The 25,272-nt window shown below is 36.9% G+C and carries 21 protein-coding genes; 15 read left to right on the forward strand and 6 right to left on the reverse strand.

Annotated features, from left to right (window positions below; translation table 11 throughout):
* Positions 1 to 201: 201 nt before the first annotated feature.
* Complete coding sequence (locus L2586_RS01405) at positions 202 to 1,059, reverse strand: hypothetical protein (protein WP_235290973.1); 858 nt, start codon at positions 1,057 to 1,059, stop codon at positions 202 to 204.
* A gap of 347 nt (positions 1,060 to 1,406) precedes the next feature.
* Here L2586_RS01405 and L2586_RS01410 point away from each other — a divergent pair, with 347 nt between their 5' ends.
* The 3 genes from L2586_RS01410 to L2586_RS01420 all read left to right on the forward strand — a co-directional run bounded on the left by L2586_RS01410 (position 1,407) and on the right by L2586_RS01420 (position 5,762).
* On the forward strand, positions 1,407 to 2,297 hold the full coding sequence (locus tag L2586_RS01410; RefSeq protein WP_235290974.1) for a 1,4-dihydroxy-2-naphthoate polyprenyltransferase: 891 nt from the start codon (positions 1,407 to 1,409) through the stop codon (positions 2,295 to 2,297).
* 237 nt (positions 2,298 to 2,534) lie between these two features.
* The gene (locus L2586_RS01415) at positions 2,535 to 3,206 is read left to right on the forward strand and encodes a hypothetical protein (protein ID WP_235290975.1); all 672 of its coding nucleotides are present in this window, start codon (positions 2,535 to 2,537) and stop codon (positions 3,204 to 3,206) included.
* 168 nt (positions 3,207 to 3,374) lie between these two features.
* Positions 3,375 to 5,762 carry a transglycosylase domain-containing protein gene (locus L2586_RS01420; RefSeq protein WP_235290976.1) on the forward strand — a complete coding sequence of 796 codons (2,388 nt, stop codon included), beginning with the start codon at positions 3,375 to 3,377 and terminating at the stop codon, positions 5,760 to 5,762.
* 210 nt (positions 5,763 to 5,972) lie between these two features.
* Here L2586_RS01420 and L2586_RS01425 read toward each other — a convergent pair whose 3' ends face one another.
* Positions 5,973 to 6,563 carry a thymidine kinase gene (locus L2586_RS01425; protein ID WP_235290977.1) on the reverse strand — a complete coding sequence of 197 codons (591 nt, stop codon included), beginning with the start codon at positions 6,561 to 6,563 and terminating at the stop codon, positions 5,973 to 5,975.
* A gap of 162 nt (positions 6,564 to 6,725) precedes the next feature.
* Between L2586_RS01425 and L2586_RS01430 the strand changes: the two genes are divergently transcribed.
* The 3 genes from L2586_RS01430 (at position 6,726) to L2586_RS01440 (ending at position 9,207) form a co-directional block, all read left to right on the forward strand.
* Complete coding sequence (locus L2586_RS01430; protein WP_235290978.1) at positions 6,726 to 7,427, forward strand: hypothetical protein; 702 nt, start codon at positions 6,726 to 6,728, stop codon at positions 7,425 to 7,427.
* A complete protein-coding gene (locus L2586_RS01435; RefSeq protein ID WP_235290979.1) occupies positions 7,428 to 8,189 on the forward strand; it encodes a rhomboid family intramembrane serine protease in 762 nt (253 codons plus the stop codon). It begins immediately after the preceding gene.
* Positions 8,190 to 8,334: 145 nt separating this feature from the next.
* Entirely contained in the window at positions 8,335 to 9,207 is an 873-nt protein-coding gene (locus L2586_RS01440; protein WP_235290980.1) for a cation diffusion facilitator family transporter, read from the forward strand.
* 78 nt (positions 9,208 to 9,285) lie between these two features.
* Here the strand turns inward: L2586_RS01440 and L2586_RS01445 are convergent, their stop codons facing one another.
* Positions 9,286 to 10,122, reverse strand: coding sequence for an AraC family transcriptional regulator (locus tag L2586_RS01445; RefSeq protein ID WP_235290981.1), 837 nt, complete (start codon positions 10,120 to 10,122; stop codon positions 9,286 to 9,288).
* Positions 10,123 to 10,317: 195 nt separating this feature from the next.
* On the opposite strand from L2586_RS01445, the gene L2586_RS01450 reads away from it, so the two are divergent.
* The 3 genes from L2586_RS01450 to L2586_RS01460 are packed head-to-tail and all read left to right on the forward strand — an operon-like array spanning position 10,318 to position 13,047.
* Positions 10,318 to 11,484 (forward strand): cytochrome P450, encoded by a 1,167-nt coding sequence (locus tag L2586_RS01450; RefSeq protein ID WP_235290982.1) that lies wholly within the window; start codon positions 10,318 to 10,320, stop codon positions 11,482 to 11,484.
* A 1-nt stretch (position 11,485) separates the two neighbouring features.
* Positions 11,486 to 11,794: a 2Fe-2S iron-sulfur cluster-binding protein gene (locus L2586_RS01455; RefSeq protein WP_235290983.1), complete on the forward strand. Its 309-nt coding sequence runs from the start codon at positions 11,486 to 11,488 to the stop codon at positions 11,792 to 11,794.
* A 17-nt stretch (positions 11,795 to 11,811) separates the two neighbouring features.
* On the forward strand, positions 11,812 to 13,047 hold the full coding sequence (locus tag L2586_RS01460; protein WP_235290984.1) for an NAD(P)/FAD-dependent oxidoreductase: 1,236 nt from the start codon (positions 11,812 to 11,814) through the stop codon (positions 13,045 to 13,047).
* Between the two features lie 47 nt (positions 13,048 to 13,094).
* Here the strand turns inward: L2586_RS01460 and L2586_RS01465 are convergent, their stop codons facing one another.
* Positions 13,095 to 13,793: a LytR/AlgR family response regulator transcription factor gene (locus L2586_RS01465; RefSeq protein ID WP_235290985.1), complete on the reverse strand. Its 699-nt coding sequence runs from the start codon at positions 13,791 to 13,793 to the stop codon at positions 13,095 to 13,097.
* Positions 13,790 to 14,590 (reverse strand): sensor histidine kinase, encoded by an 801-nt coding sequence (locus tag L2586_RS01470; protein ID WP_235290986.1) that lies wholly within the window; start codon positions 14,588 to 14,590, stop codon positions 13,790 to 13,792. Before L2586_RS01470 ends, L2586_RS01465 begins: the two co-directional genes overlap by 4 nt.
* Positions 14,591 to 14,830: 240 nt before the next feature.
* On the opposite strand from L2586_RS01470, the gene L2586_RS01475 reads away from it, so the two are divergent.
* Positions 14,831 to 15,709, forward strand: a complete 879-nt coding sequence (locus L2586_RS01475; RefSeq protein WP_235290987.1) for an ABC transporter ATP-binding protein — start codon at positions 14,831 to 14,833, stop codon at positions 15,707 to 15,709.
* Between the two features lie 6 nt (positions 15,710 to 15,715).
* Positions 15,716 to 19,003, forward strand: coding sequence for a M1 family aminopeptidase (locus tag L2586_RS01480; protein ID WP_235290988.1), 3,288 nt, complete (start codon positions 15,716 to 15,718; stop codon positions 19,001 to 19,003).
* A 22-nt stretch (positions 19,004 to 19,025) separates the two neighbouring features.
* Here L2586_RS01480 and L2586_RS01485 read toward each other — a convergent pair whose 3' ends face one another.
* A complete protein-coding gene (locus L2586_RS01485) occupies positions 19,026 to 20,582 on the reverse strand; it encodes an SAM-dependent methyltransferase (RefSeq protein ID WP_235290989.1) in 1,557 nt (518 codons plus the stop codon).
* A gap of 769 nt (positions 20,583 to 21,351) precedes the next feature.
* Between L2586_RS01485 and L2586_RS01490 the strand changes: the two genes are divergently transcribed.
* The 4 genes from L2586_RS01490 (at position 21,352) to L2586_RS01505 (ending at position 25,218) form a co-directional block, all read left to right on the forward strand.
* The gene (locus L2586_RS01490) at positions 21,352 to 22,017 is read left to right on the forward strand and encodes a class I SAM-dependent methyltransferase (RefSeq protein ID WP_235290990.1); all 666 of its coding nucleotides are present in this window, start codon (positions 21,352 to 21,354) and stop codon (positions 22,015 to 22,017) included.
* A gap of 148 nt (positions 22,018 to 22,165) precedes the next feature.
* Positions 22,166 to 22,513, forward strand: a complete 348-nt coding sequence (locus tag L2586_RS01495) for a hypothetical protein (RefSeq protein WP_235290991.1) — start codon at positions 22,166 to 22,168, stop codon at positions 22,511 to 22,513.
* A gap of 65 nt (positions 22,514 to 22,578) precedes the next feature.
* Positions 22,579 to 22,926 (forward strand): heavy-metal-associated domain-containing protein, encoded by a 348-nt coding sequence (locus tag L2586_RS01500; protein ID WP_235290992.1) that lies wholly within the window; start codon positions 22,579 to 22,581, stop codon positions 22,924 to 22,926.
* A 57-nt stretch (positions 22,927 to 22,983) separates the two neighbouring features.
* The gene (locus tag L2586_RS01505; RefSeq protein WP_235290993.1) at positions 22,984 to 25,218 is read left to right on the forward strand and encodes a TonB-dependent receptor; all 2,235 of its coding nucleotides are present in this window, start codon (positions 22,984 to 22,986) and stop codon (positions 25,216 to 25,218) included.
* The last annotated feature ends 54 nt before the right edge of the window (positions 25,219 to 25,272 follow it).

The raw sequence follows: 25,272 nt of genomic DNA on the forward strand, positions 1-25,272 counted from the left end.
TAAAAAAAAGTCCTGGACTCTCTAAAATCCAGAACTTATAATTAAAAGGTTCTAATAGTTTCAACGGACTATTAGAAAACGCAATGAAAAAGATTGTCTTTTTCGGTTTCAAAACCCATTTAAAACATTGCAAATTTACTTGAGATTTATGGCTTAGTAAAGTGTTTAAAGACTTGGTTTGGTCTTGTATTAGGCACTCCTTTACATTTCCATCTTAGATTTGTACTCATCGAGGATATCCCACTGACCTTTTTCTGCAATTCTAGCTTGTATAGGCCAATTTAGAGGATCGATATTTTTATATTTTTTTCCTGCATGCGCAAGAATTGCTTTTAGATTCTTAATTTTTGTATTCGATAGATCTGAAAAGGTTACGATATCATGCTGATTTAAAATTTTCTGGATTTTCTTATTGATACCATATAGATAAGTTAGATCCTTTTCTTCTTCAATTTTATCAACTTTTTCAGAAATTATTTCAGGAATAATATCAGTTATTTTTTTCCCAGCATATTTTTCTTTGTAGAAATCATATTTGCTAGTTGCTTTCGATTGCTCTTTTTTCTTCGATTTCTTTTTCTTCTTTTTTTTCTTTGCTGGAGCTTCTTGAACATTGAATGAATGCTCTTTTGCTTTTTTAATGCTTTGTTCTAATTCAGAGAGAAAAACTTGGTAGTCATTAGTGTAATCTTTCTTTGGGACATATTGAGTAGCAGTCGCTTTCTCTTTTAAAGCTTTAATTTCTTGTTTCAGTTCAAAGTTTTCTTGACTCGCAGATTCATCGACTTTAGGTGTCTGAGAAATCAGTTTAATTTCCTTTCTTAATTCTTCTATTTCAGTATTAGTTCTAGAAAGGTCGCTCTCTAATGTATTTTTAGATACCAATTGGCTTTCTAATGCAACATTTGCATTAGAAGCATTTTTATATAATTTTTCCAAGTGTTGCCTACGCACTCTTTCAAAGAGTGAGTTGATAACCCATCCTAGTAACGTTCCGGATAGAAACGCAAGGACAGGAAGCCACTTGCAGATGAATTCCCACATAGAAGTAATTTGCATTTAATTAATAGCTCTGCCTAAAATCAATATTTCATAACTACTGATTTCTAGATAATGGACAATATAATTAACTAAGACCCTGAGTCGAAAGCTTATTTTATAAATTGGTGCATTTAACTAGGAAGTGTATTAGTTAAGATATAAAACAGTTAAAATTTTTCCGAAACTCTCTCTACCATTATATTAATACTTCGACTTGATAACTTAGAAAAGCCATGTTTTATATTCAAGTAAAACCAGCTAAATTATAGATACTTAAATTTTTGCAAGGCTTAAAACTCAAAATTCTACCTTGAGATCTGAATTATAGGTTAATTTAAGTTTCTTTGCATCATAATCTGTCATCGATGAAGAAATGGATCAAAGCTTTTCGCCTTAGAACCTTGCCGCTTTCATTAGCGTGCGTAGGGATGGGGAGCTTTTTAGCAGCAGGTTTTCACACCTTTCGTTGGGATGTTATGGTTCTGACCATTATTACAACATTGTTTCTCCAGATCCTGTCTAACCTTGCGAATGATTATGGAGATTACATTAATGGGGCTGATCATAAAGAACGACTGGGGCCTGCAAGAGCTGTACAATCAGGAGAAATTACTCCCGAAGCCATGAAGAAAATGATCATTGTCTTCGTTCTGCTTTCTTTAATTAGTGGAATTAGTCTCTTATTTATTAGTCTTGAGGTCAATGTTAAATTCTTATTATTCTTACTTCTGGGGATTGCTTCGATAGCAGCAGCAATCTATTATACGATGGGGAAAAGCCCATATGGATATTCAGGCCTTGGTGATATTTCTGTTTTTGTTTTTTTTGGATGGGTCGGAGTTTGTGGAACGTATTTTTTACACTCAGGTAGCTTTAATCCGATGGTATTGCTACCTGCAACTTCGTGTAGTCTGTTTTCTGTTGCGGTGCTAAATATCAACAATATAAGAGACATTGATTCAGACAAAGCAGCAGGTAAAAAATCTATTCCAGTAAGAATCGGTAGGTCTAAAGCAGTTTCTTATCACTTTATGCTTTTACTTCTCGGATTATTATGTGCCCTTGTCTTTGTCGTGTTAAATTACGAAGGCATTTGGCAATTCTTATTTTTGCTCTCGATACCATTATTTGTAAAGAATTACAATGCAGTGCGCACATACAAAGAGCCTAAATTGATAGATCCTTTTCTCAAGCAAATGGCTATATCTACCTTGATATTTGTTATACTTTTTGGGGTTGGATTTATCGTTTCCTAGCTGAAAGGTGCCCAAACATTGACCTAAAAAAAACTTATCGTTAAGATCATGTTATCCTTTCTTGTCGAATACTTTTTTTCTTTTCTAGGTCAATTTTTAACAGTAATTAAGAAAGAGATTTCATTAGAAAGGAATCATTAACTATTTCTAATTTCAGATTAACATTTCTATAGGTTCATGATGTTTGAATCTTTAATAAATTGACCTTAAATATTATGTAATTAAAAATTGGATATCATGTTAAAGAATAAATTTTTATCAACTGGTATCATCCTACTATTTACAATTACAGTTTCTTACGCAGCCCAGATAGAGGGTTTGTGGCAAGTGAATAGGTCGAATGATGTAGTCGAAATCAGATCTACTCCCGAAGGCATAAAAGCTCGTCTGACGAATAATAACAAATGGGATTACTACGAATCTATCGGAAAGCAAATCTATGAGGATAGACGTGGAAATCGTTATTATGTTAAAACGAGAGATCGAATTACTTGGGAAAGCAGAGATGGACGTCGCGTCTTAAATCTTGAAAAAACAAGAGGTAATTTTAGTGAACGGTCAGGTCGAAATGACTACAACTATAACAATACAGGTCGAAATAATCATGTCTGTACTTCCAGTTGTGGAGCATCGTGTGTTCATCGGGCGAATACCTTTGATAATAGCTTAAGTGGTACATGGACGAATCGGTGGAAAAATATGATCGCCTATGTGGAATATGATGGGTATAACTTGAGAATGAAAACGAATAAGGGGAGAAAATGGACAACTTATAGAAGAACGAGCGCTAGAAAATTAAAGTTCGAAGATAAGTTTGGGAATAGAATAAGAATCAAAAGTAATGGCGAATTAGAATGGAAGCGGTCAGATGGAAGAAGGGAAATAGAGTTTAGAAAACGATACTATTAGGAAATAATGTGAAAGCGCAGTGAGCTTTTTCAGCCTTAGCAAGAAATTGGTAAGGCTGATTTTGTATGTAAAATAATGAATAGGTCTCATACTAACATTATAGCTTGATTCGTATAATAGGCAGATTATACTCATCATCTACTCAATTAGAAAACCGACGAAGTATTCATGGCTAAAAAGAAGAAGGTAAAATTCATTGACAAACTTAAGAAAGTAGGTTGGAAGAAATGGGTTTTTATAATAGCATGCATTCCGTTCCTATTAGTGTTGTCGATTTTCCTTTTAGTGCGTTTCGGAGGACTGGGTGAATTGCCTACGGCTGAGGAGATGTCAGAAATAAGAAATCCTGTAAGTTCTAGTCTCTTAGATGCGGATGGAAAGTTGATCACAGAGTACTACATTGAAAATCGAACGAATGTAGAATTAGAAGATATAAGTCCGTACTTCCTAGATGCATTAATTGCAACGGAAGATGCTAGATTTTATAAACATGGTGGAGTAGATTATCGAAGTTTAGGTCGAGTTGCCATAAAATCTATTCTGTTGCAGCGAGGATCCAGTGGGGGAGGAAGTACACTAACTCAGCAATTGGTAAAAAACGTTTTCAAGAGAAAATCATACGGCATCTTAACTATGCCAGTGAATAAATTTAGTGAATTTATTGCGGCTCATCGCCTAGAAAATATATACAGTAAAAAGGAAATTCTGAAGCTATTTGTGAATACAGTTTCTTTCGGGGAACGGGCATTCGGTATCAATACGGCATCGAATAGGTTTTTCAACAAAGCTCCTAAAGACCTGACGCTTGCTGAATCAGCGACACTTGTAGGAATTCTAAAAGGTACCTCTTTATATAGTCCGCGCCGAAATCCAGAGCGTGCAAAAATCAGGAGAAATGTAGTGCTTTCGCAGATGTATAAATACGAATACATCACTGAAGAAGTCAAAAATATGGCTCAAGCTGAAGAATTGACCCTTGAATACATGTCTCCACAAGGAGAAAGGCTAATTGCCTATGCTAAAAATCACGTGAAAAAGGAGTTCGAAAAGGTAAAAAATGAATTTCCAAAGGCAGATGGTACGCTCTATAATCTATACACTGATGGACTGAAAATCTATACCACTTTAGATAAGCAGCTTCAAAGAGATGCTGAAAATATTGTGGCGAAAACGATGCCTGATATACAGAAACAGTTTTTTGCTGGGTGGGCGAAATCAAGTCCTTTTAAGGGAAGTACAAGAGCAATAGATGATGCTATCCATAAGCATCCGATCTATAAGAGGTTAAAGGCACAAGGAAAATCTAAAGAAGAGATTTTGAAGCCGTTTACGACAAAGGCAAGTCGGCGGGTATGGACATGGGAAGGTTATGAAGAAAAGGAAATTACCATTATCGATAGTATAAAGCACTATCTCACCTTATTACAAAGTGGTATGATGGCGGTAGACCCGAACGATGGAGCAATTAAAGTATGGGTCGGTGGAAATGATTTTGGTGAATTCCAATATGATAATGTGAGTTCTGCTCGACAAGTGGGCTCGACATTTAAGCCAATTACATATTTGCTAGCACTAGAGAAAGGAATCGATCCATGTACTTTTTATCCTAATGAATTAAGAACTTATGTGGATTATAAGGATTGGACGCCAGGAAATGCTGGTGGTGAGTATGGAGGATCGTACTCGATGCAAGGAGCATTAGCACATTCTGTAAATACAGTTTCAGTGCAGCTGATCATGGAAATGGGTGTTGAAAATGTGGTGAAGAAAGCACATGAACTTGGAGTAACTGCAGACTTGCCGAAAGTTCCTTCTATTGTCTTAGGAACTGCTGATGTCAATATGGTGGATATGATGAAAGTATACAGTGCTTTCGCGAATGGTGGTCACAGTATAGAACCTTATATAATTACGAAGGTGGAAGATTTCAAAGGTCAAGTTTTATACGAACATGAAGCATATGAGTCTAAGCAAGTGATTGATTCTGAAGATGCAGATGTATTGATTCAGATGTTGAAGAATGGAACTGAATTTGGATCAGGTCAGCGAATCAAAAGATATGGGCTGCCTGTTCACATTGCGGGTAAGACAGGAACGACTCAGAATCAATCTGATGGTTGGTTTATAGGAGCGAGTCCTAACTTAGTTGCTGGTGCTTGGGTCGGGACGGATGATAGAAGAATACATTTCAGGAATTTAGCTACAGGATCAGGAGGTCGCACGGCATTGCCATTAGTTGGGCAATTGTTTCACAAGGCATATGCGAATAAAAGAATTAAACCTATTCCTTTCGATACTTCGAATTTCGTGTTGACTTGTCCGGATTATAGTGAAATGGATGCAGCAGAAATGAATGAATGGAGGGTAGCGCAATTAGAGAGAAGGGACAATAGATTACTGGAAGTTTTAGAAAATGTTTTCACTGGTGACGGAAGGCCAGAGGCTGAAGAGGAAGAAGATAGACCTAGAAGGAAAAAATCGACTAGAACGAGAAGGAAGAAAAAGGAGAAGCTAAGTCTGAAGGAAAGGTTAGAGAAGATTTTTGGAGATGGGTAGGGGAAATAGTTTTTAGTTTTTTGTTTTAAGCTTTTAGGGAAGTACGAGTACAAATAAATCATTACTTGCCCTGCTTTTTCACGCACTAAAGTACGAGGTCCATTGATTTCCTGACAATCGAAAATAATTATAGAAATTTAGTACTTAGAAAACCACCCACAGGAGCCCCGCAGAAAATGCGGGACAGGCTTTGGGCTTCAGCCCGAGAAACTAATAAATCTTCAGATCCAATATATTTCCCATCTCATAGCAGATTCTACATCTAGGTTCATACTTGTCTTTTTCGCCTAGTACCACTGTCTCTTTTTCTGCACTTAATCGATAAGAATGGGTCGCCAGATTTCCACAATGAGGACAGATGGCATGTACCTTAGTGACATATTCCGCTACCGCAAGCAAATCAGGAATCGGCCCGAAAGGCTTCCCTCGAAAATCCATATCTAATCCAGCAATAATAATCCTCGCTCCTCTAATAGCTAGTTTCTGCACAACTTCCACCAACTTATCATCGAAAAACTGCGCTTCATCTATTCCAATTACACGAATGTCTCCACTCAATCTTAAGATGTCCATGCTGTTCTCTACCACCACAGAGTCGATGGCATTCTCATCATGGGAAACCACACTATCCACTGAATAACGATTATCTGTTTTCGGCTTGAAGATTTCTACCTTCTGATTAGCAAATTTTGCTCGCCTTAATCGTCTGATCAATTCTTCAGTCTTGCCTGAAAACATTGATCCACAGATAACTTCTATCCATCCACTTCGCTGTCCTTTAAAATGTGGTTCTAAAAACATAATTGTCTATCTGTTTGTTAATCGTCCCAGAAAACTCTGGTTTAATCGAAAATTTAAGGCTGAGGCCAAAATAAATTAAATTTGTTCAATATTTTTAATGTGAGACAAGTTATTATTAAACTAAATAAGAAGTACCGATTTTAATTGCGAAAAACAGAAAACATGGGTTTGAAAAAAGTAAGTAAATTAATAGAAAAAATCAACGTCCTTTATGACAGCCTTTTATCTATTGATGAAGAGATTTCAAGTATAGAAAAAGATTTATTACTAAATTATATTAGACAATTATACGAGCAGGTTCTAGAAATTGGTACCGAAGAAGCTCCGAAGAAATTGGCTAGAGAAGTGATGGACTTACCGAAAAGAGAAGAAGTCGTTGTCCACCCAGCAGTTGAGGAAATAGCTGATATTCCTACAGAAGACTCTTTCAAGGTTCCTCAGCCTGTAATGACCACTATAAATAGAGTAGAAACTGAGCAGAAGGTAGAAGTAGAGCAGAAAGTAGAGCAAGCAGTGGAAGTGTTAGATGAACCGATCACCATGCAAGGTTTAAATGAGGACTTAGTGGCCATGTTCGAAGTAAAAGAAGCTAAAGAATTATCTGAGAAGTTAAGCAATTTGCCTATTAAGGATTTAAATACAGCAATGGGAATCAACGATCGTTTTTTAACGGTTAATGAACTATTCGCAGGAGATGCTGGCGCTTTTAAAGAATGTGTAGACCACATTAATAAACTAGAAAGCTATGAAGATGCAAAATCTTACTTATTAACGAACGCAGCACAAACTTATGATTGGTCATCTGCTGAGAGACTTAAGAAAGCAGCTGGATTCATTACTTTAGTACAACGACGATTTAAATAATTGGACAAGAAAACAATCATAGACATTTACAACCTGATTAAGGTTCCATTAATCTTAGTAGGCGTGCTATGGCTTGTTCACATTGCCAAGATTAGCACGGATTATAACTTCGGTCGATATGGTGTTTTTCCTAGAGAATGGTCAGGATTGAAAGGGATTTTATTCGCACCACTAATTCACGGTGACTTTAAGCATCTGATTTCTAATTCAGTGCCGTTATTGGTCCTAACGACGATTATCATTTACTTCTATCGCAAAGTGGCCCTTCCAGTTTATGTGCTGATTTATATCTTGACAGGTTTTGCCGTGTGGCTTTTTGCAAGACGCAGTTACCACATCGGGGCAAGTGGAGTCGTTTATGGATTGGTTAGTTTTGTTTTCTGGAGTGGTGTTTTCAGAAGAAACTTAAGGTCTATTGTCTTAGCACTAGTAGTTACCATTTTATACAGTGGTTATTTTGCTGGAATTGTACCTGGTGAAGATGGCGTGAGTTGGGAAAGTCACTTATTCGGAGCAATAGCTGGATTAATTGTATCCTTTATGGTTAAAGGCATTGTAGAAGATGAAGATGTAAAAGAAGATCCTTGGGCAGATGAAAAATTAGAACCTGAACGATATTTCTTCCCAAGGGATATTTTCGAAAAAACGAAGGCGCAGCGATATGCCGAAATTCAGCAAAAGCAATTAGAGGAAAGAGCAAGAGTTGCTGCTGAAAAAGCAAGGCAAGCAGGAGGTTGGGAATCAAATAACACTTTACAATAAGCCACTTCTCTTTAGAAAAAAATCCAGAACTCCATACAAATTCTTATGGTCATTAGTATAATCGAATGATCTTTCAGAGAATAAATAAATACAGCGACATCTTCCTGCCCACCAAGTGAAAGAAGTGTGTAACTTTAACGACCGAATGAAGAACGATCGAACAGCCATAAAAACGATTTACTTTAGTATTATCGGGAATTTTACCCTTGCTATTATTAAATTAGTTGCAGGAGTTCTAGGGCATTCTTTTGCTTTAATCGCCGATGCTATAGAATCTACCACCGATATTTTCTCATCGTTATTGGTCCTTTTTGGGCTGAAGTATTCGAAGAAACCTCCTGATGAAAATCACCCATATGGTCATGGAAAAATAGAGCCGATTGTCACTTTTCTTGTCGTCGCTTTTCTGGTTGCATCAGCGACTATGATCGCTTATGAAAGCATTCAGAATATCCAGACCCCACATAAAATGCCTAAAGCATGGACATTGTATGTTTTAGCTGGAATCATATTATGGAAGGAAATTTCTTTTCAAGTAGTCATTCGTAAGAGCAAAGAAACACATAGTTCGTCGTTGAAAGCAGATGCTTGGCACCACAGAAGTGACGCAATAACCTCCGTAATGGCTTTTGTGGGTATTCTGATTGCAATCATGCTCGGAGAAGGCTATGAAACAGCAGATGATTGGGCAGCTTTATTTGCTTCCGGTTTCATTTACTATAATTGTTACTTGATTCTAAGACCAGCACTTGGAGAAATCATGGATGAGCAACTTTATGACGAACTGGTTCTAGAAATTCGGGGCCTTGCTAGGAAAGTGGAAGGCGTCATTGAAACTGAAAAATGCTATGTTCGAAAAGCAGGCATGAGGTATCACGTGGATCTACATGCTATAGTAAATAGTGAAATTACAGTTCGGGAAGGACATGAAATAGCACATAATTTGGTCGATTACTTACATGATCATATTCCTAACCTCGGCCAAGTATTAGTCCATGTGGAACCTGAAGAATATTAATTTTTTTAGGTCAATTTTGTCTCGTTAGCATCAAGAATAAGCCTAGAAGAATTTGATATATTTCAACTGAAACTCTATTCAACCGCCATAATTTTTGCGATAGCTGATAGGGGTAACCTGATGTATTTCATTAAACTTTTTATGGAAAAATGGAAGCGACTCATATCCACATTCATAGGCTATGTTGGAAACAGAATGATCTGTATGTGATAACATTCGAGCTGCAATGTTTATTCGATATTCATTCAAGTAAGTAAAGAAGGAACGGCCCATCATTTTAGTGAAAAATCTTGAAAAGGATTGTTCTGTCATGTTCACAAGACCTGCTAGCTCTTTGAGATATATCCTTCTTTGGTAATGTATGCTCACAAAGTCAAAAATCTTAGCTATTCTGCTGTTATATCCATTCGGCATGTCATTTTTGAAACTTGCTTCGGATAATGTAGTATAAGAACACGAAGATAGATTACTTAATAAACTCAGTAATTCAATATAAAGTTGAGATCCATTTAGTCTCAACAGTCCTCTTATGGAAGAAATCATTGGAGCAACTTCATGCTCACTAAAAATAATTCCCTTGGCCGCGATATTTATCATTTTAAAAACCCCATCTAATTCGGGAACGTTTGCATATATTTCTTTATTCCATTGAATGACGATAGACTTTGAGAGGCTATTTTGATCACTCATGTTTTTCCAGCAATGCGGCAAATTAGAACGAAGAAGCACCACTTCGCCGGGTTTATAAGCACCTACATAATCACCTATAAATTTAGTGCCAATACTATTTTCGATGAATGTTAACTCATGCTGCGGATGGTAATGCCACGGTGTTTCAAAATCTGTTTTTGCATATTGAAACGCAGTAATAGAATTTTGCTCTCCCAGATGAATAGGCTCTAAAATTGGCTTCATTGGATTAATATTTACATACTGACAACAATCATAAATAAGGAATGGAAGTTAACTATTATGATATAAAATAAAGAAAATTATAGATTGAAATGATGTAATAGATTATTATAAAGGTAAAAAAGTAAATACTTGTTGCTCGAAAAATTACCAATTTTGCTAAGATCGTTTTGCGTAATCAAACAATTATAATGACAGATGAAAAAGAATTTAATTGAAGACCCATTTGAAAAAGAGAGAGAAGAGAAAGGAATAGGAGAAATGAATGACCAGAATGATCAGGTAACCATGGTCCTAAGACACAGGGATGTTCGGAAATGTGCTCATAATTGGAAAGATTATACATCAGCTGCCAAGCCAGGGCGAATTGTTATTCCTTCAGAAGTTAATATTCGGGAAACTAGACAGATTCCATTTGAATTGGATCCACCGAAACATGGCCAATATCGAAAAGTAATCGAAGAATGGTTTCGGCGACCACTCAAGGAGGATTATCAAGAAAAATTGAAGAGTCAGATTGAATTGCTACTAGATGAAGTCATTGATTTAGAACAAGTAGAGTTAGTCCATGATTTCGCATTGAAGTTGCAGTCCAGAGCATTGACTTTGTTATTGAATACGCCATTCGAAGAATCAGAGACATGGATTTCATGGGGAACACATGTTTTCAGAAGTGAAGGAGAAGCACTTGATGGAGATAAGGCGAACATCCTTTATGATTACATTGACAAAGAAATAAAAAGAGCAGAGCTTAATCCGACAGATGATCTATATTCCATGTTACTCGCTTCGGCAGTAGAAGGGAAAAAATTGACCCATGAAGAAATCAAAGGTGTATTAGTATTAACATTTGCTGGAGGCCGAGATACCGTTATTAATGCAGTGACTAATACAATTGCTTATTTTGCAGAACACCCAGAGAGCCTAACACACATTAAAGAAGAACCTGAAATAGTTGGTAAAGCAGTCGAAGAATTGCTAAGGTATTTTTCTCCCCTAACGCAGATAGGAAGAGTTGTGAAAACAGATAGTCATATTTGTGAGCATGCAGTAAAAGCAGACACGCGGATTGGTTTATGCTGGGCATCGGCAAATCGAGATGCGCAAGTTTTTGAAAACCCGAATGAAATAGACCTCACTCGAAAAATGAATCCGCATGTGGCTTTCGGATTTGGGACTCATAATTGCTTAGGTGCGAGCCATGCGAGACAAATCCTAAGGATTTTAGTATTGGCCATAGCCTCTAAAGTGGAATCAATCGAAGTGCTTGATGGCGAAGAAAATATTGAAGAGCTCGGTGTATTTCGCAGAAAAGTAGGTTACCATAATTTAAATGTTGCATTTAATAAAATTGAAAATAAATAAGATGGCGAAAATAACTTTCATTACCAATGATGGTGAAAAAACCACGTTAGAAGGGACTTCAGGTTCTGTAATGTCCTTGGCAGTTGAAAATGGAATCAGTGGCATAGATGGTGATTGTGGTGGAGTCTGTTCCTGCGCTACTTGTCACGTACATGTGGCAGAAGAAGACATGGAAAGGGTAGGAGAAGCGAGTGAAATAGAAGCAGTTATGCTAGAACTTGCAGATGATGTTACGGAATTCAGTAGGTTAAGTTGTCAGATAGAAATTAGTGAAGGGATTGATGGCATCGTACTAACAGTAGCGGAATAGCTATCATGGATGACCCGATGAAAAGCCAAGAAGTTTGTGCCATTATAGGTGCCAGTCATGCCGGAGTGAATTGTGCATTTGCCCTTCGTAAAGAAGGATGGAAAGGCAAAATAATCATGTATGATGGCGATCCAGAACTTCCATATCATCGACCACCCCTTTCGAAAGCATACTTAAGCGCTGGAGATATTATGGGGTTAACACCGTTGAAATCTGAAGCGGCTTACCTGAAAGAAGACATCGTTCTAAGGCTCGGAACACGCATTAATGCCATTCATCCCAAACGAAAAGAAATCATATTGGAAAATGGAGATTCACAAGCTTACCATAAGTTAGTAATCGCAACTGGAGCTCGTCCCATCATTCCTAGAATACCTGGAATCGAAACTGCTACTCATTTATATCCACTGAGAACTGCTGCGCATGTGAATTGTATTCAAGAAGCCATTAAATCGGGTGCAGGAAAGGAAGTGGTAATCATTGGTGGTGGTTATATCGGCTTGGAAACAGCTGCTTCATTAAAGAAACTTGGTGCCAATGTCAAAGTCCTAGAACGGGAAGAAAGAATATTAGCAAGGGTCACAGCTCCCGTAATGTCTGATTTCTTTCACCAACTTCATACAGAAAATGATGTGGAAGTATTGACTGGTAAAAATGTAGTCAGCATTGAATCAAACGGAAATCAAAATACGGTTACTTGTGAGGATGGAAGCCATTATATAGCTGATCTGATTATTGTAGGAGTTGGAATTAAGGTCAATGTAGAGATGGCCGAAAAAGCAGGAATCAAGATCAAGAATGGAATTCTTGTGGATAATTCGGCTCGCACGAATGATAAAGATATTTATGCCATCGGTGATTGTACTTATCATTTCAATACTTATTATGATAGATTCGTGCGCTTAGAATCTGTACAGAATGCAGTTGATCAAGCTAAAATTGCTGCAGCCGCTATTTGCGGAAAGGAAGCCGGTTACAACGCAATACCTTGGTTCTGGTCTGATCAATTCGATGTTAAATTACAAATGGTCGGTCTCTCAGAAGGTTATGATGAAGTAATAATAAGGAAGGAGAATACAGATAACTGTTTCTCTTTATGGTATTTTATAGGTGATGATTTATTGTCGGTAGACGCTGTAAATAATGCAAAAGCTTACGTCTGGGGAACAAAATTTTTGAAGAGTCGCGTTCCGATTGACAAAGAAAAATTAAAAGATTCGACCGTAGACTTAAAAGCTATTCCTAAAGTATAAGTTGGTTATCAAGGTAAACAGAAATTAAATTTTTCATGGATTCATCCTTAACGCAGCAATGCTTTGATCTCCGTTCGGTACATCTTACCAATAGGCACTTCGTGATCCGCTATAAATATCCGATTGCCTTCGATGCTTTGAATATGTGACTTAGCAACGGCGAACGATTTATGCACTTTTATGAATTGGCTAGCAGGCAACTTTTCTAACAACGCTGAAATTTTATCTCTTATCGTGATGGTTTCCTCCGTCGTTACAACTTTCACATAATTACCAGCAGATTCTAGGAAAAGTATCGTCCTAATATCAACTTGAAAATACTTTTTATTAGACTGTAAGAAAATGCTTTCGGGTGAATTATCATTGGAGATAATGCTTCTTACTTCCTGTTTATCACTTGTTTTGATCGCCTTGTGAACCGCCTTTAGAAATCGCTCAAAACTAAATGGCTTTAATAAATAATCTACAATGTTTAGCTCGTAACCTTCCAGAGCGAACTCCTTGTAAGCAGTTGTTACGATAACTTTGGGTGGATTTGATAAAGTTTTCAGAAACGCGAAGCCTTTCAACTTCGGCATATTCAGATCCAGAAAAATGAGATCTACTTGATGCTCATTAAGATAACTCAACGCTTCTATCGCGTCATAGCAATTCTGAACCAGTTGCATTTCTGGTAGCATATCACCATATCCTTTGATGATATCATGCGCAATCGGTTCGTCGTCTATGATTATATATCTCGTCATACTTTATGAAGGGTTAATTGCGCCGTAAAAGTTTCATCATCTTTAGAAATATGGAGGTCGTGTTTCTTTTTATATCCAATTTCAAGGCGTCGTTTTAGATTCGATATGCCGATACCGCCAGGCTCATTTGTTTCCTCTTCCTCTTTGTCATAATTATTAATTATCGAGAAACTTATGTGCCCATCATCTGCGATCAATTCCATTTTAACGAAAGCATTATCTCTCAGTTTTTCAACACCATGCTTGAATGCATTTTCTACTAAAAGGATCAATAAAAGAGGCATGATTCGATAGCCTTCCGCATTAATGGTTGTATCGAATTTCACATCCACTTTTTTGTGATATCGGTTCTTGTGCAATTCTACAAAATTCCTCAAGTAGTCAATTTCACTTTCTAAAGACACCCATTCATTCTGACCTTCGTAAATGCTATATCGCATTAAGTCTGACAATTTTAGAATTAAACTTTGAGCTTCCTTCGGATCCTTCTCGACTAGGCCGTACAAATTATTGAGCGTATTAAAAAAGAAGTGCGGATTGACTTGACTTTTGAGATGAAGCATTTCCATCTTTGCCTTGTCTCTCTTGAGTTCAATGAGGGATCTGATTTGTGAAAAAATCCACCTGATGATCGCTCCAATTAAGAGCAAAGTGTAAAATAGACTGAAGACGATAAAGCCATCATCTTCTCCGAAGACATCATTGAAAATGAGGATAAGGATGCCTATTAGAAAAAGGATGGTCCAGAAAACCCACGATGGAATACGAGCGATTATATTTCTTATTCTTTTAATCAAATGATAGCTTTTTACCTTCCTAAATAATTTAAAAAGTTGCCTAATAATAGGGAATGTGTTGAAATTCTAATAATTGTTTGATAAACGCCTGATTCGGAAGCATGAAAGTCCGTTTTTATGTGATAAAGCTCATTTGCCACAACGAAGCGACTTTACCTACCTACAGAACGTCCATTGATCACATATTTTTGCCAGCAAGGTAAGTCGAATCTATGTTTGCGAGTATAAAACGAAAATTATATGGACAAACTAATCATTTCCAATTTAAGCAAAACGTACAAATACGGTGTCAAAGCTTTAGATAATGTCAATTTAGAAATAGGCAAAGGCATGTTTGGTCTGCTAGGGCCGAATGGTGCAGGGAAGTCTTCTTTGATGCGCACCATTGCCACACTTCAGGAAGCAGATGAAGGAAGTATTACACTGAATGGACTAGATGTGATCGCTCATAAAATGGAAGTTCGCAAAATCCTAGGATACCTTCCCCAGCAATTCGGATTGTTTCCTAAGATTTCCGCAATTGATCTACTAGACCACTTTGCTATTCTGAAAGGAATTACAAATAAGATTGAACGGAAGGAAATGGTAAGCGCCTTACTTGAGAAAACGAATTTGTATGCAGTTCGGAAGCAAAACCTAGGTGGTTTTTCTGGAGGAATGAAGCAACGGTTCGGAATTGCTCAAGCATTACTTAGCAATCCGAAATTGGTTATTGTGGATGAACCCACAGCTGGATTAGATCCTAAAGAGAGAAACCAATTTTACTACCTGCTCAGTGAAATCGGGGAAGATGCGATCATTATTTTATCTACGCATATCGTCGATGATGTAAAGGAACTCTGCACGAAGATGGCGATCATTAATCAAGGTAAAGTTATTCTTCAGGGAGAACCACTAAAGCTCATAGACCAAGTCAAAGGAAAGGTGTATCAGAAACTCGTTCATAAAAGTGAAATTGCCGAATACAGGAAAGTACATCATGTTATTAATGAGCAACACTATCTCGGCCAGCCGCTCATCCAGATTATAACTTCATTAGATCCTCCAGATGGTTTTACACCTTCTCAAGTAGGACTTGAGGAGGTTTATTTTTCACAATTAATTCAAGCACACAAGTAAGAGAAGATGTGGTACGAAATATTCAAATTTGAGATTAAGTATAGATTTAGGAGACCAGAGACTTATCTGTTTTTTGTATTCTTAATGGCATTCTCCATTTTCGGAGTTGATTTTATCTTTCAAGGTGTAGAAACTGGGCTGATGAAAATGAATGCACCGATAGTCCTCGGGAAAACCATGGGAGCCATTACTGGGATTTTTATGATTCTGGCTTCTATGATTATGGGTATGCCGATGATCCGTGATGACCAATATCAAATTACACCTCTAATCTATACTTGTCCTATAAAAAAGAAAGATCTATTACTAGGCAGATTTCTCGGTTCTTTTCTCATTTTACTGCTTATCTTTTCTGGGATTCCGCTGGGCATGATGATTGGTGAATTTCTGCCTTGGCATCTGGAATCTGAAATGCTGCCTTTTCAATTTTCAACCTATTTATATACTTTTTCGAGCATTGTTCTGCCTACTTTGTTTTTTGGTGCTGCGGTGTTTTTTGTAACTGGAACCTTAAGCAGAAATCTGCTAGTCGTCTATACACAAGGAATTTTTATATTCGTAGTGTTCTTGTTGACGAAGTCCATAACCAATGAATATGCCCAGGCGATCTTAGATCCTTTTTCATTGACCACGATAACGAATTTGACAAAAGAATGGGAAATAGCACAGCGGAATGTTTCACTCTTACCTTTTTCAGGTGTTTTACTAGTTAATAAGTTGTTTTGGGTGTTCGTCGGCGTTTTCGTGATGATTTTTGGGTATTTCAGATTTAGCGTTACCACATTTACCAACGCTAAGAAGACAAGTAGCAAACGTTCAAGAAAGGTCAACGTAGCAAAACAAAGTACTAGGAACCTGGATGTTATATTACCACAAGTCACTGTCGATGATGGGTGGAATGCGAAGTGGAAACAATTTATTTCCATGTCTATATTCTATGGGAAATCACTGATGAAGGAGACTTCGTTTTGGGCAATAGTGATCTGCGGTGCCATTATTATTCTGATCAATTCTATCAGCTTGGGGACCGTCTATGGAGTAGATAGTTATCCTACCACTTACTTTATTGTCGAAGAACTTCAAGAACTTTCCATGTATTTTTTCATCATTATACTTCTGTTTTATTCGGGAGAATTGTTCTGGAAGGAGAAAAGTGTGAGGATGCATTTTTTGCGTGATGCGAATCCTATTTCTTCGCTGATTATCCTTTGCAGTAAAATGGCAGGCTTAGTTGGGGTTTATATAGTACTTATCCTTTCCCTTATGTTTTCTGGTATCTTATTCCAAATCACAAAAGGGTATTATCATTTTGATTTGCCTGTTTATTTTGGTGGGTTTTTCATCGAGATTCTTCCGCTTTTATTAATCTATACTTTTGTTGCATTTTTTATCCAGTCATTGGTCAATAATAAATTTCTTGGGATCATACTTACCCTCTTTTTTATCATTGTAATGGTTGTTTTAGAAGTGATGGGTTATGATCATATTCTTTTTAATTTTGGAGGTGGAGGGCTTAAGTCGTATTCTGAAATGAATGGTTACGGTCACTTCATGACTACATATCTCTGGACAAAAGCCTATTGGATTTCTTTCGGAATGCTCTTGTTAATAGGTGCGTCATTGATAGCAGGTAGAGGAGCAGACATTGGATGGATAAATAGGTTCAAGCAAGTTGGGTCTGTCTTTTCGAAGAAGGCTAAAACATTGACCATTATAATATTTCTCATTTTTGTATCAATCGGTAGTTTTAATTTTTATCAGGCCAATATTTTAAACGAACACTGGACTTCAAAGCAAGAAAATGATTATAGAGCAAGTTATGAAAAGGAGCTCAAGCAGTTTGAATATTTACCTCAACCTAAGATCTCTGATGCAAAGATGTACATGGATCTATTCCCAGAGGAAAGAGCATACGTTCTAAAGGGATCCTACATGATGATAAATGAAGAAGACGAGCCGATAAAGGAGATTCATGTTCAGAAAATGCTGGAAAGCGGAGTCGCACTTGATAGCATACATTTTTCAGCAGAAACACTGATTGATAGCCAGTATCATAAATATGCTTACTACATTTTTTCTCTCGAGACGCCACTTGAACCGGGAGATTCGATTGTTATGAAATTCGATCAATCTTATACCTCACAAGGATTTAACATTACTTCCTCAGCTGGGTCGGTGTTAAATAATGGTACATTTATTCGGAATAATGAATTTCCGACGCTGGGGTATCAGGATAAAATCGAACTTAAGGATGAAACGGATCGAAAAACCTATGGATTGGCGCCAAAAGAATCGAAGGCTGAAATAGACGATCATCAGGAGTTGCAGCGGTCCAGATCTGGAAGTGATTCTAAAGGAATGACACTAGACTTTACGATCGGAACAAGCGCTTATCAAACTGCGATCACCTCTGGAGAACTCGTTAAGCAATGGAAAGAAGGAGCAAGGAATTACTTCCAATATCGAAGTAAACAACCGATCATCGATTTCTATGCAGTGTCGTCTGGTAACTACGAATTACTGCAGGATAGCTGGTCTTCATCGGATGGTGAGACCACCTCTCCAGTATTGTTAGAAATATATCATCATCCTCGTCATGATTACAACTTAGACAGGATGATGGCTGGAATGAAAGCATCTTTAGATTATTATTCGGTCCATTTTGCACCCTACCAATATCAGCAATTAAGGATTGTTGAATTTCCACGGTATGAATCCTTTGCTCAGTCTTTCCCTAATACCATTCCCTTTTCAGAATCAATCGGATTTATGCTTGATATTGACGATGAGGAAGATGTGGACATGACTTTCTTTGTTACGGCGCATGAAGTTGCACATCAGTGGTGGGGCATGCAGTTAGAAAGTGCCAATGTGAAAGGCAGGAATTTTATTTTGGAAACGCTATCTCAGTATGCTGCGCTTATGGTTTTTAGAAAACAGTATGCTCAAGAAAAAGTGGATCAATTATTAGAACTTCAGCGAGAGCTTTATGATAAGAAAAGAAAGCAGGCCAGTGAGGCAGAAGTGCCACTGAATCTTGTGGGGAATGAAGAATACATCTATTACAATAAAGGTATTCTGGCCATGTTTGAATTGCAAGAAATGATCGGTGAAGATCGAGTGAACTGCGCCTTGAAAGCCTTTATCCATGACTGGAATAGTGAAAGTGGAGAAGTGAAGTGGGAAAAAATGCGGTATGCCACATCAGCGGATTTGATCGATTATATTCTAGACGAGACACCTGAGAAGGACAGAAATGAGGTTTTAAACTTGCTCACAAAAGTGAAGCGTTAAGTTGGAATCAACTGAGAAGAGTTTAGCCCATTTCGAGATCCTTTAATTTACCGAGCGGTTCGTAGTCTGGAAATGACTTTTGGCCTTCATTGATAGTTTGCAGGAATAATTTATCCTGTCTTAATTGATAGTAACATAACGCCTGATTATAATAGATATCAGCTTTATAATCAAAGAATTGAACTGAATATTGAAAGAAATCAAGTGCTTCTGTATAATGTCCTAAATCATAAAGGATACCACCTATCTCATAGGCAATGTCTATGGGCTCATTGATATGGAAGTAGATATCCCATACTTGATGAAGGGTCTGTACGAGTCTTTCATGTTCGCTGTGAGTAATCGACTGATATAGCTGCTTGAGTCTAGGGAGGAAATTGATGAAAATGGTAGAATCGTAAGAGCTTAAACGGAGAAAAGCGATTAATTCTTGAAGAGTTATTCTGGATACATTAAAATAAGCAAGTTGCTTGATGCTGTTAAAATCATCAGGTCCAAAATTATTAACAAATTCTTGGTAGGCTGCATGGGTATTTAAGTAGGTTTCTCCTTCAGGTAGAAACATCAAACAGCCTATTTCAAGATGGAAATTGGAAAAGGAAGGAAAGAAAGTGGTACCTCCTTGCTTCTTGCAATAAGTATCTAATGCGTGAAAATTGACCCAAAGTGAAAAGCTACCGTGCGTGATGATATCTGGCTTTTTTCTATTACTTAAGTTTTTCAGCTCATGATATCCTTTGTCCATTGTTAGCAGTACCAGGCCTGCATTAGACAGCTCCTTAAGATTTAGAAGGCACTGTATGGATTTCTCAGGGAAGAATAAATAAGAGTCAGATAGTAGGTCTCTGTAGTTGTTCAATATTTCATTAAGAATCGGTTCTTTGTATTGTGGTTCACTGAATGGCTCATTATAGTAGGTCATTTCCATGTTAGTGAGCAAGTCCGTCGCGCTAGCACTTTCAGGATCAATAATGGATTCGATAGACACCGCACAAGAGGAAATCTCTTTATCTTTTATAAAGTACAGATCATTCGGAAGAGAATCAAAAAAGTAATTGGCTATGGCAATTATCGGCTGTTGTAATTCTTTACGCTGAATGGTTATCTGCGCATGACGCAAGTGCAGCTCCTCACTTTCTACACCATCGAAATAAGCCACATCTAAAGTCCCGTTTTGGAGATACTTTTGAAGTTGGGGATGGTGCTGAAAAAAGGATAGATTATCTTCTACGATATCACTGAGGACGAAACAATAATCTGGCACGTCCGTATTGATGGAGTCGACTAACTTTTCTAAGTGTTTAATAATATGAAATGCTAATCTCCCGTGCCCAGCGCCAAGTTCTAGGATATAAACTGTTCCCGAATTGCCTTCTTTTAATGCTAAATCTTTCAGGAAACCGAAGATGAGTTCAGCGTAAGTTTTACCAACTTTAGAGTTACTTGTTAACTGATGCGGAACAATGCCTTCACTCCAAGCTTTAATACCTAATTCTTGATAGAAATCTCGATTGAGCTGCCATATCAGACTTTCTGCAAATGGTTTTCTACTTTCTACTTTATAATTGTGGCTGGTCATAATAAGCTTTATTGGTTAGCGAAAAAAATCATTTCCTAACTTGCAAGCTTTTACTTGTTGGATGTTATTCCTTTAGCAGAAACCGACGTTACATATTTCTAAAGTTACTGTTTTTGCTAAACATTATGGCAATCATCTTATTGTTTCGATCGTGGAGATGTAATGGTTACTTATTTAGGAAAGGAATAATAGGTGCCAATGTTTTATTTTTTCTATTAAATCTAGTGATCATTTCTTCACGAATCCATCTCTTGGTACCTGATTTTTTCCTGGACTAGTTAGTAATAAAATTGTATCAAAAAGCAGCATAAAATGTCGTGTTTTTGCATTATGGAGAAAATATTGAAAAAAAAATATTTTTTTTTCAATTAAAAATGATCCAATTTTAAGAGCAAAAACAGCTCATAAATGACAACTAGCTTACAAAATAAAGGCCGTTTTTATATAAAAAGAGGGCTTTTGTCACAAGTTTGTAAAAACATATAGCACCTTATTGTCAATAATACAATATAATAATGCGTTTTGATTTATCAGAAACAAATTATATATTGTATATTGTTAGGGGTATTGAACTTTTAATACGTCTAATATAAAAGGGTGTTTTATAAAAATAGTTTAGGGTACAAGCGTCCAAGGTAAAAGATACTTTGGGCGCTTTTTTTATGCTTAAATAGGACATTTTAATGGTGCATTATGAATAATAATTGTATCTATTTTCATCTTTTCTTGGTCAATTAATGTATTGTTATATAATATATGATTTAGAAAAATGAAAACAATAAAGGATAAGCAAGCGAGCGCAATAAGATATTACGATCGATTTTCTAAGATCTATGATTGGATCTCTTCTGATTCGTATTATCGAAAGGCTAGAACATTGGCAATAGAAAAAATGGATCTAAAACAAAATCAGACCATTCTTAACATTCCCTGCGGAACTGGTCAGAATTTCTCTAATTTTCAGAATGAATTAAATAACACGGGTAAGATCGTAGGAGTAGATCTATCGGGAGGCATGCTATCGAAGGCTAAAGTGAAAGCGAAAAAGTGGAGCAATATTAAGCTTATTAAAGCAGACGCAACTGAAATTGATCGAGATTGGATTAACGAGTACGTAGATGAAGGCCTTGAATTTGATTCCATACTTTGTGATTTGGGGCTTTCGGGATTTCCAGATTGGAAAAATGTAATTGATAATTTAATCAATTTATTAAAGTCTGGAGGTAAACTGGTTATTATGGACTGGTATATTGAGAAGCCTAATCTTAGAGGCTGGTTTATTAAGTGGGTTGGTAAAGGCGAAGTGAATCGCCCATTATATCAATATATGGAGGGCAAAGTAGATCACTTCGAAGTCGATCATAGTTTCAAAAATGGAGAAATGTTCGTTGCTGTAGGGAGCAGAAATAAAGCTAGTTTGAGTTCTCAGAAGTAAAGATCATTTTTAATAAGTCTTTATCGTCCAGTAGCGAATGGATACGAATGAAAGATTTTTTTCTTCAGACCGTTTCATCAATCGATTTTTAAGCAACTAATTCTAAACCCTTGACGTTAGTTTAAAAAAATCGTATCTTTGTAGACGTATGAAATTTACAGCATTTATATTAACGGTTGCAATTCTGTTTCTGGCATTTAAGCCAGGAGTAGACCTTATTGCATTACCGTTTAGTGCTCAGCACAGTTGTTGTACAGAATCATGCGAGGCTTCACCGATGGCTGGCAATGCTGAAAGTGATCAGAATAAGGATGATTGTAACGGTTATTCATGCAATCCTTTTCAATCATGTGGAACAAGTTTTCTTCCAGTCTTAGCGTCTCTTGAGTCAAATTTGCAAAATATTGAAATTTCTACACAGAGAAATTTTTCATATCAATCAAACTATTCATCTTCATTTACAACTGATTTCTGGCAACCGCCGAGATTAGCTTAATAGCGATCATTCAACCCGAATTTATTCGGAATATTTTTTGTTATTAACTAATATAAATCAGTAAAATGAAAATCATAAAAATTTTAATCTTATCATTTGTTGCGATCGTAGCAACATCTAACTTAGCTTATTCACAAACAGCGTCTAATGCTTTGCCAAAACTTGAAGAAGTAAAAACATTTAAAGTAAAGGTGAAAGGTGTGGGTTGTTCTGCAGATGTTAAATCTATAGAAGAAAATGTCCAAAAATTAGCTGGTGTAAGTAAATGTAAGTCTATTAAAAAAGGAGCGGTTACTACTTTTGAAGTAACAATGAGTCCAAGTATGGTTACAGAAAAGCAAGTATTCGCATCTATCGAAGATACTCCTGGCTGTCAGGATCCGAAAGATCGACCTTACAAAGTTAAGCAGTAGAAAATCTTAGGAATAGGGATGTTAAATTGACATTCTAAAAACCATTAAATGTAACAAATGATGAAAATATATACCATCATTGTTGGTTTGCTATTTCCTTTTTTTATTTCTGCTCAGACCATCACTGGTAAAGTAACTAATAGTATGAATGAAGCACTAATTGGTGCTAATTTATACTGGGAAAATACTGGTCAAGGTGTGTCAACGGATGTAAATGGGAAGTACAGTATAACTAATAATGAAGTTAGTAGTCGACTGATTGCTAGCTACATAGGTTTTAATTCAGATACGATCGATATCAATGGCTTATCCGAGGTTAATTTCATACTTAAAGAAGCAAACTCCTTAACTGAAGTTGTTGTAAAAGGACAGCGAGATGGTGTGATTATTTCCAGTTTGAACCCGATTAAGACGGAACAGATAACACAAACGGAACTAGGAAAGGCGGCATGCTGTGACTTAGCGGGATGTTTCTCTACTCAGTCTTCAGTCCAGCCACATACCACTAATGTGATTACGAATTCTAAAGAATTGAGGATTTTAGGACTTTCTGGAGTATATAATCAGGTCTTGATCAATGGTCTACCGATGATACAGGGCTTATCATATACTTATGGGATAAGCAGTGTGCCAGGTACAATGGTAGATAATATTTACATTGCTAAAGGAGCAAATAGTGTATTGCAGGGTTATGAAAGCATCAGCGGTCAGATAAATGTATCAACCAAGAATCCCGATAATACGGATAAGGTTCTACTGAATGTATACCTGAACAGTTTCCTTGAGAAGCACTTTAATGCGAATTTTGCTTTTGATTTGGGTAATGATTGGTCAAGTCTGACGGCACTTCATTCTGTTCAGCCGGCTAATAAAATTGACAAAGACAAGGATAATTTTCTTGATTTACCAAAATTAACGAGGTACGCAGTATCTAATACTTTTAAATATAGAGATGCAGGAGAGTGGGGCTGGAATAGTAAAATCGGCGTTCGGTTTCTGAATGAGAAAAGAGTGGGAGGGCAAATTGATTTTGACCCAAGTACGGACAAAGGAAGTTCAGAAGTTTACGGTCAGTCCGTACAGCTGACTCAGCCAGAAATATGGACGAAGACAGGATATCGGTTTGATGATATAAGCAATCTTGCTTTTAATTTTTCGACGTTTTATCAAGACCAACAGTCCTATTTCGGAACGACGAAGTATGATGCTCAGCAAGTGAGTCTTTATGCTAATGCACAGTACGAGCGTAATTATGGAAACCATGTATTTAAAACTGGAACAAGTTTGAGATACTTGGATATCAATGAAGATATCGCATTTACGAATACTGATCTACCGAGGACCTTCGATGGGAATTATCACAGAAATGAAGTAGTCCCTGGCGTTTTTGCTGAAAATGCGATGAATTTTTTCGATTATCGATTAACATGGATTGCAGGGATTCGTGCAGATCGACATAGTGAATTCGGTACATTTTTTACGCCGAGAACCTTATTGAAAGCTGCTATTACACCGCAGACTGTTATTCGAGCGAACATCGGTACAGGCTGGAGAACGGTAAACCTGTTCAGCGAGAATATTGGTTTGCTTGTAAGTTCTAGAGATATTGTAATTGAGGAAGAGTTGTTGCCTGAGAAGGCCTTAAACTATGGATTGAATTTGACTCAGAAATTTGATACTTATAGTGTGTCAGGTTATCTAAGCGCAGATTATTATCGGACAGATTTCCAAAATCAGATTTTTCCAGATTATGACGCAGATCCATCGAAAGCTATTATTAAAAATTATACAGGAACCAGTGTCGGAAACGGATTTCAGGCGGAAGTATATGCAAGGCTATTCGAACTCGTTGAACTTAAAGCGGGCTATAATTATTTGGATGTGTATCGGATGAATGGGGAAACCAAGGAGTTGCTACCTTTTAATTCGAAGCATAAATTGTTAGGTACATTTAGCTTTAAGCCGAAGTCAAATAAGTATCATTTGGACTTGAATGCTCATTGGTACGGAAAGCAACGTCTTCCGAATACTAAGGCTAATCCGATTGAATTTCAGAGACCGGATTATTCAGAAGCTTATACTGTAGTCGGGGCACAATTTACCTATAAATTCAAAACGATGGAATGGTACGGTGGTTGTGAGAATTTGTTTGATTTTAGACAAGAACAACCGATAGCAAGTTGGGAGAATCCATTTGGCCCTTATTTTGACACGAGTTCAGTATGGGGACCGACTAGAGGTAGAGAAATATATATTGGTGTACGATATTACATCAAGAATAAAGATGAATAGATTTTAAGCGATTTATTACTAGTGCGAAGCCGATTATACCATGATGGCTTCGCA

The sequence above is a fragment of the Portibacter lacus genome (genome assembly GCF_021533215.1).
In the GTDB taxonomy this organism is placed as follows: Bacteria; Bacteroidota; Bacteroidia; order Chitinophagales; family Saprospiraceae; genus Portibacter; species Portibacter lacus.